This window comes from Paenibacillus sp. FSL H8-0332 (assembly GCF_037963835.1).
Lineage (GTDB): Bacteria > Bacillota > Bacilli > Paenibacillales > Paenibacillaceae > Paenibacillus_AQ > Paenibacillus_AQ rhizoplanae.
This window is the reverse complement of record NZ_CP150145.1, coordinates 5,958,424-5,971,811: the sequence shown is the minus strand read 5'-3', so window position 1 is coordinate 5,971,811 and position 13,388 is coordinate 5,958,424. Positions and strand designations below refer to the sequence as shown.

The 13,388-nt window shown below is 48.7% G+C and carries 13 protein-coding genes; 8 read left to right on the top strand and 5 right to left on the bottom strand.

The features are described from left to right. The first annotated feature begins 174 nt into the window (after nt 1-174). The gene (locus NST43_RS25795; RefSeq protein WP_339220173.1) at nt 175-1,572 is read left to right on the top strand and encodes a helix-turn-helix domain-containing protein; all 1,398 of its coding nucleotides are present in this window, start codon (nt 175-177) and stop codon (nt 1,570-1,572) included. A gap of 311 nt (nt 1,573-1,883) precedes the next feature. On the opposite strand, the gene NST43_RS25790 is transcribed toward NST43_RS25795, so the two are convergent. Next, nucleotides 1,884-3,026: a Fic family protein gene (locus NST43_RS25790; protein ID WP_339220172.1), complete on the bottom strand. Its 1,143-nt coding sequence runs from the start codon at nt 3,024-3,026 to the stop codon at nt 1,884-1,886. Between the two features lie 201 nt (nt 3,027-3,227). Here NST43_RS25790 and NST43_RS25785 point away from each other — a divergent pair, with 201 nt between their 5' ends. Then, entirely contained in the window at nt 3,228-3,632 is a 405-nt protein-coding gene (locus tag NST43_RS25785; protein ID WP_339220171.1) for a GNAT family N-acetyltransferase, read from the top strand. A 68-nt stretch (nt 3,633-3,700) separates the two neighbouring features. Here the strand turns inward: NST43_RS25785 and NST43_RS25780 are convergent, their stop codons facing one another. After that, nucleotides 3,701-3,910 carry a DUF6809 family protein gene (locus NST43_RS25780; protein WP_339225527.1) on the bottom strand — a complete coding sequence of 70 codons (210 nt, stop codon included), beginning with the start codon at nt 3,908-3,910 and terminating at the stop codon, nt 3,701-3,703. Between the two features lie 135 nt (nt 3,911-4,045). Beyond that, nucleotides 4,046-4,225 carry a ribbon-helix-helix protein, CopG family gene (locus NST43_RS25775; RefSeq protein WP_339220170.1) on the bottom strand — a complete coding sequence of 60 codons (180 nt, stop codon included), beginning with the start codon at nt 4,223-4,225 and terminating at the stop codon, nt 4,046-4,048. Between the two features lie 111 nt (nt 4,226-4,336). Here NST43_RS25775 and NST43_RS25770 point away from each other — a divergent pair, with 111 nt between their 5' ends. Further along, the gene (locus NST43_RS25770) at nt 4,337-4,648 is read left to right on the top strand and encodes a hypothetical protein (RefSeq protein ID WP_339220169.1); all 312 of its coding nucleotides are present in this window, start codon (nt 4,337-4,339) and stop codon (nt 4,646-4,648) included. Nucleotides 4,649-4,882: 234 nt separating this feature from the next. Here the strand turns inward: NST43_RS25770 and NST43_RS25765 are convergent, their stop codons facing one another. Further along, the gene (locus tag NST43_RS25765; RefSeq protein WP_339220167.1) at nt 4,883-6,076 is read right to left on the bottom strand and encodes an IS256 family transposase; all 1,194 of its coding nucleotides are present in this window, start codon (nt 6,074-6,076) and stop codon (nt 4,883-4,885) included. Nucleotides 6,077-6,729: 653 nt separating this feature from the next. On the opposite strand from NST43_RS25765, the gene NST43_RS25760 reads away from it, so the two are divergent. The 5 genes from NST43_RS25760 (at nt 6,730) to NST43_RS25740 (ending at nt 12,800) form a co-directional block, all read left to right on the top strand. Continuing rightward, nucleotides 6,730-8,289, top strand: a complete 1,560-nt coding sequence (locus NST43_RS25760) for an extracellular solute-binding protein (protein WP_339220165.1) — start codon at nt 6,730-6,732, stop codon at nt 8,287-8,289. Between the two features lie 113 nt (nt 8,290-8,402). After that, nucleotides 8,403-9,371 carry a sugar ABC transporter permease gene (locus tag NST43_RS25755; RefSeq protein ID WP_339220163.1) on the top strand — a complete coding sequence of 323 codons (969 nt, stop codon included), beginning with the start codon at nt 8,403-8,405 and terminating at the stop codon, nt 9,369-9,371. A 21-nt stretch (nt 9,372-9,392) separates the two neighbouring features. Then, the gene (locus NST43_RS25750; protein ID WP_339220161.1) at nt 9,393-10,268 is read left to right on the top strand and encodes a carbohydrate ABC transporter permease; all 876 of its coding nucleotides are present in this window, start codon (nt 9,393-9,395) and stop codon (nt 10,266-10,268) included. 68 nt (nt 10,269-10,336) lie between these two features. Beyond that, nucleotides 10,337-11,464: a glycoside hydrolase family 88 protein gene (locus tag NST43_RS25745; RefSeq protein WP_339220159.1), complete on the top strand. Its 1,128-nt coding sequence runs from the start codon at nt 10,337-10,339 to the stop codon at nt 11,462-11,464. Beyond that, a complete protein-coding gene (locus NST43_RS25740) occupies nt 11,457-12,800 on the top strand; it encodes a glycoside hydrolase family 28 protein (RefSeq protein WP_339220158.1) in 1,344 nt (447 codons plus the stop codon). The genes NST43_RS25745 and NST43_RS25740 overlap by 8 nt, the downstream gene beginning before the upstream one ends. 134 nt (nt 12,801-12,934) lie before the next feature. On the opposite strand, the gene NST43_RS25735 is transcribed toward NST43_RS25740, so the two are convergent. Continuing rightward, on the bottom strand, nt 12,935-13,354 hold the full coding sequence (locus NST43_RS25735; protein ID WP_339220157.1) for a hypothetical protein: 420 nt from the start codon (nt 13,352-13,354) through the stop codon (nt 12,935-12,937). Nucleotides 13,355-13,388 lie beyond the last annotated feature (34 nt).

Below are 13,388 nucleotides of genomic sequence, written 5' to 3'. Positions count from 1 at the left end.
GTGAGGGGGATGGCCATTATACCAATAGTGGCAATCATAATGCCAAAAATTTAAATTTTAGGAAAAATACATAAATAAAGCTTGAAAATTGAATCGACCACTGGTATATTTTGTATAGATAAAAGGGATTTTATTCAATTTATTGCCAAAAATAATAAGAAAGGTGGTTGTGACTTGGAGGCAACAAGCACAATTTTATCGGAATTGGAGGAGTATCTGAAACAGACGGACTTGACGATTACCCAATTCGCCAAGCGTTCACAGCTTCACTCCGGGACACTCAGTAATATTATTAATGGGCACCGGCCTATTGCGATGCAGCAGTTGGACCGGATCACCCGGGCCATGGGACAGGAGGAGGGATTCTTCTACGATCTATACATCACTAATTACATTATTGAAGGTTCGACAGACTGGCGCAGGGTTGGCCCGTTGTTGCTACGCTGTGCTGAGCTGGACAAGCTGGGCAGTATTCGGAGAATTGCCCGCCATGTTATGGATAATCTGATGTATGCCCCCCTGTTGTTCGATACGGCTGAAGAGCTGTTTAACGCCGGGAAAAAGGAGGCTGCTGCCGCAATCTACGAGATTGTCGCCGAGACCGAACGATTCCAGCATTCAGAGCGGCTGGCGCTCTGCCATTACCGGTTGTTTACTATTTCGCTTAGCGATGATCAGGACAGAAACCTGTGGGTGGCCAACCAGTTTGAACCTTTCGTTGAGCGCTTGGACGAAATAGATCAGCTGGATGCACTCAAAGAGCTTGCCAATACATATCGTTCCTTACAGCGCTGGGACAAGGTCGATGAATGCGCCGCCAAGATGGGTCACAAAGCTAGAATTCAATATGACTTGAAGGTCCGGCCTGAACGGCGAATGTCCGAGTCTACCAAGCTCCCCGGCAGACCCCTGTTCTTCTATATCGCCTACAGTGACTTGTTGCGGGGCAATGTTTGTGATGAGTTTGGGGATTATGAGGGGGCGTTGGGTTACAAATATTCATATTCTGATCTAAGTTGGGTAAGTGAGCAGGGCGATGAGGTCGAGCATTGGAGAAATCTATTTCATGAATGGTCCATAGCTAATATTTATATAACAAAGCTGTTAAGTGGAGACATCACAGTATTGGAATCATATGTCGGATATATTGATAAACACAGAAATGAACTAGTCATGGGATTATTACATATTTTGAGAGCAGCTAATAAAAATCAACTTAATATTGATAGAACACTTGAGTTATATCAGCAAGAGATAGAAGAGATATTAAATGATCTTGTTAAAGGCAGCTATTCCAGAAACCTTGCTATGGATCGGCAAGCTAATTTAATATATGAACTTGCTTATTATTATTTAAATAAAGAGGAGCACTCTAAAGGTTTTGATTTATTGTTAAAAACTATAATAAATTTCCAAAACTTAAATAATGAAAAGAATATACTTGAATGTGTGACTCTATTTGAAAGGTTTAGAAACGTAGCCAATCAAGAAATTCAGGATCAGTATCAAACTCAACTTTTAGGAGGGTTTTCTCATGAAGAAAAAGGTTGTTATATTTCTTACGGTTTTTAGCATTATTTTAGTGCCAATTGTGGTAGGGCCAACCGTGCCTAGCTCTCCTGGAATTACATTGTTCAATCACGGAGAAGGCTGAATAATTCCTTCAAGTCTCAAATCACCATCATCCTACAAGCTAAACTTAAAGTCCTACTACAGATTCTTGTGGTGGGATTTTTTCAGTAACATCAGCCAGCTCGTTTCCCCAATCAAGCAGACTTCAAGCACACACCTGAACGATGTGCAGAAATATACGTATTTCCACAATGGAGCTGTTGATGCAAAAAGAAGGCCCCGCCGCTTCAGCGGTGGGGCTTGATAGGGGGCTAATCTACGATACAGACAATATATTCTCCGCGGCCCTTGCCTGATTTAATTACGCCCAGTTCTTTAAGTCTTGAAATATTCTTCGCAATACTTGAGGATGAGGCATCCAGTGTATTATCAAATAATTGTCTATGGAAAACCTCCCCATCTTCCATCCTGCTAATCCATTCAAACATCGTTTTGGCATGTCCTTTGCCCAGCAATTCACGAGTATGTTTGATTTTATCGTAACGCTGTAGTTGTCTAAGAACCTTCGTAAGTGATGCGTTTACGCACTCCAGATAAAAAACAATGAATGGTTTTAAATTACCTTGAGTGGCCTCCATCAGCGTATCATAGTAATCTTCAATTCTTTTATCGAAGAATTCTTCAACACTAAATGCATCCTTTATGGTGGCTAAATCACTATGAATCAACCCGACCAAGGTAGAAAATGCACGAGCGGTTCTTCCATTACCGTCAGGAAAAGGGTGGATATAGCCAATTAAATGATGAGTTATTCCAGAAATGATGAGTGGATGGAGTTTTTTATTAAAATCAGCATTTGTAGTATCATACGGGTTACTGTATCCGGTTACGCTGGTATACAACCAAGCGAAGTAAGCCTGCATGAGACGCGGAACCTCAGTAGAGGCTGGGGGTTGATAACTGACATGTCCATCACCATCATGAAGAGCTACTGGAATATTTCTATATCCTTCGGGATAACTGGTCAATTCTTTCATTAAAATATATTGTATTTTCTTTAGTACAGACTCATCCATATCTGAAAAGTCAAGGGTTGGATTTAAGGTGTACAGGTACTCATAAGTTTCAAAAACGTTTTTAACTTCGATTTGAGCTTTTTGTTTAATCGTCATTGGATTTTTTTTGTAATTTTGATAAAGCTGTTCAACCTCTTTGAATTCCAGTTTATTTTGTTCGATTTTGGTAGTGAAATGCGCTGTCTTAACTAAAGAGTTACGTAAAATAGTAGGAGTTAAAGGATGGCTTTTTAAGCCGAGTCTTGCTAATGCACCTATATTCCTCTCCGCTTCTAAAATAAGCTGCTGAATCTCGTAATCAAAAGGATTTATTTTCGGCTGATACACTAACCTGTCTTTTGCGTTGTCGAAATGTTTATATGCAGATACGTAAGGCACTCTTACACCACCGTTTACATGGTTTTATATTGTTAAACCAGTCTACACTAAAGCCCCGCCGCGCGAAGGCATTCCTTAGACTTATGCTGATTAATACAAATATTCCTTCGAAAGTTCCATTATCTTTATATCTGTTCAATGTTAATCTGTCCAGAGGAAAAGATCTGTATCTAATAAACATGAATGAAAGATGGTGCTGAGATGAGTATTCGTTACGCTTCAAATATTGAGTTTATCACTAAGGAGGCGCTGCAAGAGTTATTTCTATCTGTAAATTGGGAGTCTGGGAAATATCCGAATGAGCTTCTGCAAGCAATTCAAAGCTCTCATTCCATTGTGGCGGCTTGGGATGGAGATAGGCTTATTGGCCTGGTAAATGCTCTGTCTGATGGTATTTTAACAGTGTATTTCCATTATATGCTTATCGATCCCAGTTATCAGGGGAAAGGAGTAGGTAGAGAAATGATGACCACTATGCTCAAACGATATAAAGAATATAAAAATAAAGTGCTGATTTCTTATCCGAGTGCAGTGGAATTTTATTATAAGTGTGGATTTTCGAGTGAGCATGGAGCTACGCCTATGTTTATTTCAGAGTTGGTCTAATGCCGCACTTCTCCCGGGAATGATACGGGCCAGTTGATTATTACGGAGTCTCCCGATTGCTCATCACTTCAATTAATAGGTAATAGGTTTGCCCCCAACTTGAATCCATGATGAAAGGCAGCTTCCACCTGCATACTGTTCACGCTGTCGCACAAGTCCAAATATTCCTCTAATTCTCGAAACACTTCTTCCCCTAACCGTTCACGCCATTGCTGTGTCTCCGCTGTTACCTGTCTGTATGCAGAACGATATTCTGGATGTGATGGCACAATATTCATATCGGGTTGAAGCTTCATCGCAGCGCTTGAATGAGATACCTGCACATGGTAGGATATTTATGCAGTCTGCTTATCTAAGCGGTTGCGTGGTAGGAAGTAGCGGTGTTCTTCGCGGGACTTACGCTGCTTCCTTTTTTATTTTTGGAGCTCGTCAAACACCTTTTCAATCCCTTTGCGGACAATTGCAGAACGTGACGTATTCAGCTTTTCGGCAGCAGCATCAAGCTTGCTCATGATTTCCTGATCGACACGTATCTCAATTGTTTTGCTTTTGGGATTGTCAGATGGTGGACGCCCCATCTTTTTAGAGGACATTTCATCACCCCTTTTTTGCCCTGACATTAATATATTGTTGACCGGACAATAAGTCAATGAGGTCGTTCATGATTGATCTATCTTTTCAGCCGAAAAATGAAGCTAACGCCGATGAAAATACAGAATAAGATAAGCATAATGGCAAGGGGAAGGAATGGGTTAATGAGCGGTCAAGTCTATGTGGAGTATAGACGATTAGGTTTCTTTGCTGTACAGACTGAAGATAATTATTTCTCCATCATCGAGGTTCAAAGTAACCTCCCTTCTTTGGGAAACAAATTAATTGGAGAACTTAATTCATTGGGTGAGAAATCACTATATAATGAAACAACTAAAGAAGAATTAAAGGTATCCATTAAATCTACACAGTTAACCCTGGTTGAAGCGAAGAGTTATATAAAGAAGGCTGTAAGAGGAATATAGTTCTCCTGGAGATGCGCTAAAATGTTGCAGATAATGCATCTCTGAATTGCTCATATCAGGATATAACAAAGGAATGTTGCACGAAATGCAGGAATTTTCTCTTTGGGCGGCTTAGAAGGGTAGCGTCAAGAAGTTTGTGTAAGAGAGTAGAAGTGCCTCCCCCGGGTTACGGGTTGGTATGTAGTGTTTCTGGGGGGAGGGGGAACCCCGACCCCCAGAAACTGGATTCCTCTGCTACGCCTCTTCCGGTGTGGGCAAAGAGGGGTAGCGTGTTTCGAATAGCTCTTTTAGCTTCTTTTTAACGGCATCCATGCCAAAGCCTTGGGCGACCCGCCCTGCATGACGTTCATTGTATTCAAGCATCTCCAGGTACACGATTTTCTCTGCTGCATCCATGTTCGTCAGACTGTTCATCGGTTTCAGGCGCTTGCGGATTTCCTTGTTCATCCGCTCGATGGGGTTCGACGTGTAGATCGCTTTGCGGATCGACTCCGGATACTTGTAGAACGTCAGTAGTGTGGATAACTGTTCCTCCCAGGACCTCATTTCCTTCGGATACAGCTTGTTCCACTTGGCTTTGACCGTATCAAAGTTAGCCCGGGCTACCACTTCATCCGGTGCTGTATATACGGTTTTCAACGCTTCAATGACATCGGTTTTGTGCTCCATCCGGATTTTAGGGAACGTGGCCCGCACTTTATGCACTACGCAATGCTGTACATCCGCCTGAGGATAGGTCTCTTTAAAAGCCGCATCCAGCCCCGGTAGTCCATCAAACACACCCAGCAGTACTTCCTGCGCTCCGCGGTTGTACAGGTCTTTGAGCACTTCTCGCCAGCCATTTGAACTCTCTTGGCCACCCACGTAGAACCCGAGAATTTGACGCTGTCCCTCCTCGTCAATCCCCATCGCAAAGTAGACCACTTCGCCACGAACCGTGCCCCGTTTCAGCTTCACGTAGAGCCCATCCAAGTAGATCACGGAGTACCGTTTGCTCAGTGGCCGTTTCTGCCACTGGTGGATATCGTCAAGCACCGTAGCTGTAATATTGCTGACCGTGGTGGGGGAGTAGTGGCTGCCAAACATACTTTCAATGAATCGGGCCACATCCCGCGTGCCCATGCCCGATTTGTACATTTGGATGACGGCCTCTTCTAACCATCCGTCCCGCCGCTGGTACGGCTCAAACATTTGCGTCTGGAAAAGGCTTTGGCGGTCCCGGGGCACCTGGAGGTCCTCGATATGGCCGTATTTCGTGTGTAAGTCTCGCGTATAGTAGCCGTTGCGACTATTGCTGGCACCTGCTTCTTCACTGTCCATAAACCCCTGGATCTCGGCGCGCAACAAGAGTTCCATGTTGTCTTTCACAAAATCTTTAACAAGTTTTTCAAATAGATTATTCAGAGAACTTTCGGGTAAAATATTCATTGGTAGGGTTCCTCCTTGGTGGTTTCGCAATCCCGAGGATACCCTACTTTTTTGGTGCTTGACTAGGCTCCAAATCTTGGTACACAACTTACTTTACGCCATCCTTAGAAGAGAAAGAATGCTGCTTTTTCTGCAACATTTTTGGATTATGGTTAGTTTATGAAGAGGAATGTTGTAATTTGTGCAGGATTTCTGAGTAATAGCAGACTAATCAGCGTTCTCTTTCAACAAAGCCCCGCCGCGCGAAGCGGCGGGGCTATTCCTTTGCCCCCCTTTCAAGGATAGGCCTTGAAAGCCCCCAAACTGGAGCGGCAGAAAGGGACGGAGGGAGGTTTGGAACTGGAGGAGCGGTAGCGTCCGCCTTTAGGTTTGGATTTCTACCGCTAGCAGCGGTCCGAATCAAGAAATCCAAACCTAACAGCGGCCGGAAGTCCAAAGCTCACGCAGTCCCGCCCCCCGCCGCACCCACCCGCAACGCAGACCCGCCCCCCGCGCACTAGCTTTCAATGCATATCCCCCCATCACACGATAATCATTAACCCACACCTCTCGCTGCAGCGCACCTTTATGAGCAAATGATTGTTTTCGTAATCCAGCGCAGAGCGTAATGTGAGGCTTGTAACCAATACAAGTTAAACGGAGGTCAAAGAGGAATGACGAAAAAATCCTTCACCCTGCTCCTAAGCTCGCTGCTGACACTCAGCATGTTGTCCGCTTGCGGCGGTAACAACAACAAAGAGGCAGCAGCCACGAAAGACCCGGGCGCCAGCACCGGGACCAACACAACCGCAACCACGGACCCGGCCGCAGAGCCGGAGAAGCCCACAGAGATCAAGATTATGCTACCGCTGAATACGACAGATACTCCACCGGATACGATCAAGACGGAAGTGGAGAAAGTAACGAATACGAAGCTGACCTATCAGTTCTTCCCGGCAGATACGTATGAAGAGAAGCTGAACTCCTCGTTCGCCACAGGCTCCCTGCCGCAGGTGACGTACCTGAAGAACCAGACCACCTTCCTGCAGATGAAGGAAGCGATCAAGGACGGGCAGTTCTGGGAGATCGGGCCGCTGCTCAGCGAATTCCCGAACCTAAACAAGCTGAAGCCGGAGATTCTGGGTAACACGAAGGTAGACGGCAAGCTGTATACCCTGTACATCGGCCGTCCGCTGGCCCGCCAAGGGATTATTTACCGCAAGGACTGGGCGGATAAGCTGGGACTGAAAGCGCCGGCCAACACGGAGGAATTGTTCGCGATGGCTAAGGCTTTTACCGAGCAGGACCCGGATGGCAACGGTAAAAAGGATACCATCGGTGTTGTTGACCGCAACGAGTTAGTGTATGGTGCGTTCAAAACCGTCTCCTCCTGGTTCGGCACGCCGAACAACTGGGCCGAGAAGGACGGCCAGCTTGCGCCGGAGTTCACTTTTTCGCAATACATCGATACGATGGATTTCTTCAAAAAGCTGCGCGAAGGCGGTTACATGAACCAGGACTTCGCGGCAACCAGCAAGACGGATGCGGTCAATATGTTCACCAGTGGCAAGGCGGGGCTCTATATCGGCGGTTCGATGCAGGACATCGATTCCCTGAACAAGGACCTGATCAAGAACGTGCCGGATGCCGTACTGGATACGCATAGTATGGTGGCTGGACCTGACGGCAAGTTCGCCCAGTGGATGATTCCCGGCTATAACAACGTCGTGCTGTTCCCGAAATCGGCGGTGAAGGATGAAGCGGAGCTGAAGAAGATCCTGAAGTTCTTCGACTACATGATGACTCCTGAAGTATCGAACCTGATGTACTGGGGTATTGAAGGAACGCACTACACCGTCGTGGACGGCAAGGCCAAAGCGACCGACAATAAAGAGCTGATCGAGCGTGAGGTCAAAGGCTTCAAAGACAGCGTCATCGGCGAATACGAAACGAACGGCATGTATCAGAGTCTGAACGTGCTGCCGGGCCGGATTCATGCGGAGGAGCTGGTGCTGGAGAACGTGAAATACGGGGTCGCAGATCCTACGGCGGCGCTCGACTCGGCTACCTATACGTCCAAGGGCGTAGAGCTTCAGCAGATTATTGCGGATGCCACTTACAAATATATGTACGGTCAGCTGGATAAGGCCGGATTCGAGAAGGAAGTGGAGAACTGGAAGAGCCGGGGCGGGGCGAAGATCATCGAAGAATATAATGCCGCGTACACGAAATAAGCAGAGCACAGCCGCTATAGCAGCGGACTGAACAGGAAGAGGGCTGCCTCGGGTTAGCGCTCCAGCAGCCTTTTTTCCACTACCGAATAATTTACAGAGAAAGGAAGAGAATCATGCAGGAAGTAACCGCCCCGCCCCGCGTAGTTCCCGAACCGCAGCCGAAGAAATACAAGAGCAGCAGTGAACTGAAGAAGCGGCTGTGGCGCAACAAATTACTCTATGTCATGCTGATCCCCGGCGTGCTGTATTTCATTATTTTCAAATATTTGCCGATGTACGGACTGATTATTTCCTTCCAGGATTACAAGCCTTACCAAGGGATTACCGGTAGCGAATGGGTGGGCATGAAGCATTTCAGCCGGCTGTTCACCGAGCCTGATTTCTTGAACATTTTGGCGAATACGCTGATTCTGTTCGGGATGAATATTCTGATTTATTTTCCGATTCCGATTATTCTGGCACTGATGCTTAATGAACTCAGAGGCACCTTCTTCAAAAGATTCTTCCAGACCCTGGTGTATCTGCCACACTTCATGTCTTGGGTTATCGTCGTCTCGATCTCCTTCGTCATGGTGACGATGGACGGGGGGATTATCAACGAGCTGCTGGCTTACTTCGGATTCTCCAAGATCAATTTCCTGCTGAGTCCGGGCTGGTTCCGGCCGATGTATATCCTTCAGGTCATCTGGCGGGAAGCAGGCTGGGGCACGATTATCTATCTGGCTTCCATTGCGGCTATTGATCCGGGGCTCTATGAAGCTTCGCGTATGGACGGAGCCGGACGGCTCAGACAGGTCTGGCATATTACGCTTCCGGCCATCCGGGGAGTGATTATTACCCTGTTTATTCTGAAAATCGGTTCCGTTCTCGACCTGGGCTTCGAGCATGTCTACCTGCTGCTCAACTCCATGAACCGCGAGGTTGCGGAAATTATCGATACGTATGTCTACACCGCCGGTCTGCGGCAAGGGCAGTTCAGCTACAGTACAGCCATCGGCTTCTTCAAGTCGATTGTGGGCCTGATCATGGTCATGACCGTCAACAAGGTGTCCAAGAAAATAGGAGAAGAAGGCGTATATTAAAATGCCGCAGGAGGAATTCAAATGGTAGAAGACCGCACGTTCAGCGGCAGACTATTCGCTGCCGTCAACTTTATACTGCTCGCCCTTATCGCGCTGGTAACGGTGCTGCCGTTCATCCACGTTGTAGCAGGCTCCTTCACAACCAGTGCTGAGCTGGCTGCCAACAAGTTTGTGCTGATTCCGAAGGTGTGGAGCTTAGAGGCGTACAAATTTATTTTCTCCACGAATACAATTTTCAGAGCCTTGGGGGTATCGATTGGAGTCACGCTTATAGGCACGCTGTTCAGTATGTTCATCACGGCGCTGATGGCCTACGGTCTCTCCCGCAGGGATCTGGACGGCCGCCGGGTGTTCAACTTCCTGGTGGTGTTCACGATGCTGTTCCACGGGGGAATGATTCCTACGTTCCTCGTGGTGAAGGAGCTGGGGCTGATCGACTCGTATGCAGCACTGATTCTTCCTTCCGCGATCAGTGCGTTCAATATGATTATACTCAAGAACTTTTTTCAGAACATTCCTGAGGGGCTGGAGGAATCGGCCAAGATTGACGGCTGCAATGACTTCGGGATTCTGTTCAAAATCGTGCTGCCCCTGTCGCTGCCGGCGATTGCCACGATCTCTCTGTTCTACGCCGTGACGTACTGGAACACTTATATGAGCGCCATTCTCTATCTGGATAATAGCGCCAAATGGCCGATTCAGGTCCTGCTGCGGCAGATTGTCGTGCTGGCCAGCGGGATGGATCATAGCGCGACACTGGACGGTACGGTTCCGCCGCCGGATCAGACGATCAAAATGGCGGTTATCGTGGTCGCTACGCTGCCGATTCTGATGGTGTACCCGTTCCTGCAGAAGCATTTTGCCAAGGGTGCAATGCTGGGCTCGATGAAGGGCTGATGCTGACGGGGGAATCGCTGATGCTAAGGGAAGACCGGATATTCTGAATTATTGAAAGGGGCATAACGATGATAGGCAGTCTGCCGCAAACACCGATCGAATGGGCGCAAAAGGCCTGTGATTCACTGATGGATACGTATGAGGCGGGAGAGCTCCCGCCTGCGCACCGCTGGCATTATCATCAGGGCGTGTTCCTGTGCGGGATGGAGCTGCTGTGGAAGACACTCCGGGAGGACCGCTATATCGATTATATTAAGCAGTATGTGGATGATCTGGTGGATGAGCAGGGGAATTTCGACTTTGCCCGCGATGAGCTGGATGCTGTACAGGCGGGGCTGCTGCTCTTCACGCTGTATGAACGGACCGGCAAGCGGAAATACCGGGAGGCGGCAGTCAAGCTGCGCCATCTGCTGCTGACGCTGAACCGGACCTCCGAGGGCGGGTACTGGCATAAGGACAAATATCCGAACCAAATGTGGCTGGACGGATTGTACATGGCCGGGGTGTTCTCGCTGAAGTACGCGAATACTTATAGAGACGATGCCTTGCGGGCCGAAGTCCTGCACCAGGAGCGCCTGATGCGCAAATACATGAAGGACGGGGCGACCGGCCTGCTCTACCATGCCTGGGATGAGAGCCGCCGTATGCCATGGGCGAATCCCGCCACTGGCTGCTCGCCGGAATTCTGGAGCCGCTCGCTTGGCTGGTACGGACTTGCCGTCTCGCAGTTCATGGATGAACTGCCGGAGACTGATCCGGGCCGGGCCGAGCTTGCAGCCGAACTCAGTGGATTGGTGCAGGCGCTGATCCGCTATCAGGACCCGCAGAGCGGCCTGTGGTATCAGGTCGTGGATAAGGGACATGAGCCGGACAACTGGCTGGAGACCTCCGGCTCCTGTTTGTTCGTCTACACCATTGCCCGGGCGGTGAAGCTGGGTATCCTTCCGGCTGAAGTTGCGGATGAAGCGGCGGAAGCAGCGCGTAAAGGCTACGAAGGCTTAATTCAGGTGCTCCAGAGGGATGAGCAGGGCCGGCTGCTGCTGCCGGATATCTGCATCGGGACCTCGGCGGGAGATTACCGTAACTATGTAACCCGTCCGAAGGTCAGCAATGATCTGCATGGTGTGGGCGCGCTGGTGATGGCTTGTGTGGAGATGCAGGATTTGTATCGAGCACAGGAGGCGGACCGTGTATAACATATTAGACTATGGAGCACAGCGGGACAGCGTGGTACCGGTAACGCAGGCGATTGCGGATGCTATTGCAGCAGCGCACGTTGCCGGCGGCGGGACGGTATATATTCCTGTCGGTACCTTCTTGACCGGCGCAATCCGTCTATACAGCAATATTGAGCTGTATGTCAGTCCCGGTGCGGTATTGTCCTTCAGTACCGATCCGGCCGATTATCCTGCCGTGGAATCACGGTGGGAAGGGGTGAAGCGGGAAGTCCATATGCCCTGCATCTATGGAGCGGATCTGGTGAATGTGTCCATCACCGGCAGCGGGACTCTTGAGGGTAATGGAGCACCCTGGTGGGACAAGCACCGGAACCATCCCGAAGAACTGGAGTATCCCCGACCGAGATTAATTGGCCTGGATAACTGCAGCCGGGTGACTCTCCGGGATTTGACGCTGATTAATTCTCCAAGCTGGACAGTGAATCCGATCAATTGCAGCAATGTGGTGATCGATAATCTGTCGATTCTGAATCCTGCAGATTCCCCGAATACCGATGGAATCAATCCCGAATCCTGCTGCGATGTGCGTATCAGCAACTGCCATATCGATGTCGGCGATGACTGCATTGCCATTAAGGCAGGCACCGAGGATACCAGGGAGCGGATTCCCTGCCAAAATATCACGATTACCAACTGCGTGATGGTCCACGGCCACGGAGCGGTGGTGCTGGGCAGCGAGATGAGCGGCGATATCCGCAATGTGACGATCAGCAATTGTGTGTTCAAGCAGACGGACCGCGGCATCCGCATGAAGTCCCGGCGGGGACGGGGCGGAATTATTGAGGATATCCGAATCAGCAATATAGTGATGGAGGATGTGATCTGCCCCTTCACGCTGAATCTCTATTATTTCTGCGGACCCCGGGGTAAGGAGAAATACGTCTGGGACAAGAACCCGTATCCGGTGACGGAGGAGACCCCGCAGTTCCGGCGGATTCATTATGCCAATATTACGGCCCGCAATGTCCATGCGGCGGCGGGATTCCTGTACGGGCTGGCGGAGCAGGCCATCTCGGAAATCTCCTTCACCAACATCGATATCTCGATGGCGGAGCACGCGGTGCCCGGCCAGCCGGACATGATGGCAGGGCTTCAGGACATGCAGCGCCGGGGCTTCTTCCTCGGCAATGTCCGCGAGGTGCAGTTCCAGCAGGTCACAATTGAGAACCACGATGGCCCGGCCTTTTATGTTGAGAATGGGGAAGAAGTGGAGTTCCTGAACTGCCGCTCCAGGAACACGGCCAAGCCGGAGAAGCTGGTGGAGCAGGTTTCGGTGGCGCTGGCGGAAGGATAACGCCTGGGGATTCGGTGAGACCTGGTGAGATCAGAAGGAGTCATTCTTTTGGGCATGCGAATAAAGGTTGTAAGTGGAAAAGCCTGGTCCTGTTGGGGACCGGGCTTTTAAGGTTACATACAGAGAGTTTTGTACTATTGAACTTGGATTTTCAAGGCGTAAATAGCAGTACCTTTCTTCCAGGTAGCCATTACCCCGTAGATGTAGGTGCCTGCACTATCCGGAACATTGAATTGATTCAAGTCAGTTATATCTTTGAATTTATACTTACTGAATTGTTCTCTTACGAGCATTGAATCCGGCGGATAATCGAATTTAATTTGAATTTCAGCTCCAGCAGGAATAACCTCCGCATCTTTCTCCTCCATAGCTTCCCATGGACCACCGTATAATTCTTTGACACCCCATCTATATGTACTAATCTCCACAGGAATTGTCTCGCCGGTATCCAAAGTAGCGACCATCTCAGGTAACGGCATAGAACTGAATTTACTACACCCAGTAATCATCACTATAATAAGCAGCGCTAATACTAACTTCCCTTTCCGGTACATAGCCATCTCCTTTTTTTATATACATGGAATAAAT

Bases quoted from the DNA above. Each gene is read 5' to 3' on its own strand.
- NST43_RS25785 (WP_339220171.1), top strand. From the start codon at position 3,228: ATGAGTATTCGTTACGCTTCAAATATTGAGTTTATCACTAAGGAGGCG.
- NST43_RS25780 (WP_339225527.1), bottom strand. From the start codon at position 3,910: ATGAATATTGTGCCATCACATCCAGAATATCGTTCTGCATACAGACAG.
- NST43_RS25775 (WP_339220170.1), bottom strand. From the start codon at position 4,225: ATGTCCTCTAAAAAGATGGGGCGTCCACCATCTGACAATCCCAAAAGC.
- NST43_RS25770 (WP_339220169.1), top strand. From the start codon at position 4,337: ATGAAAATACAGAATAAGATAAGCATAATGGCAAGGGGAAGGAATGGG.
- NST43_RS25765 (WP_339220167.1), bottom strand. From the start codon at position 6,076: ATGAATATTTTACCCGAAAGTTCTCTGAATAATCTATTTGAAAAACTT.
- NST43_RS25760 (WP_339220165.1), top strand. From the start codon at position 6,730: ATGACGAAAAAATCCTTCACCCTGCTCCTAAGCTCGCTGCTGACACTC.
- NST43_RS25755 (WP_339220163.1), top strand. From the start codon at position 8,403: ATGCAGGAAGTAACCGCCCCGCCCCGCGTAGTTCCCGAACCGCAGCCG.
- NST43_RS25750 (WP_339220161.1), top strand. From the start codon at position 9,393: ATGGTAGAAGACCGCACGTTCAGCGGCAGACTATTCGCTGCCGTCAAC.
- NST43_RS25745 (WP_339220159.1), top strand. From the start codon at position 10,337: ATGATAGGCAGTCTGCCGCAAACACCGATCGAATGGGCGCAAAAGGCC.
- NST43_RS25735 (WP_339220157.1), bottom strand. From the start codon at position 13,354: ATGTACCGGAAAGGGAAGTTAGTATTAGCGCTGCTTATTATAGTGATG.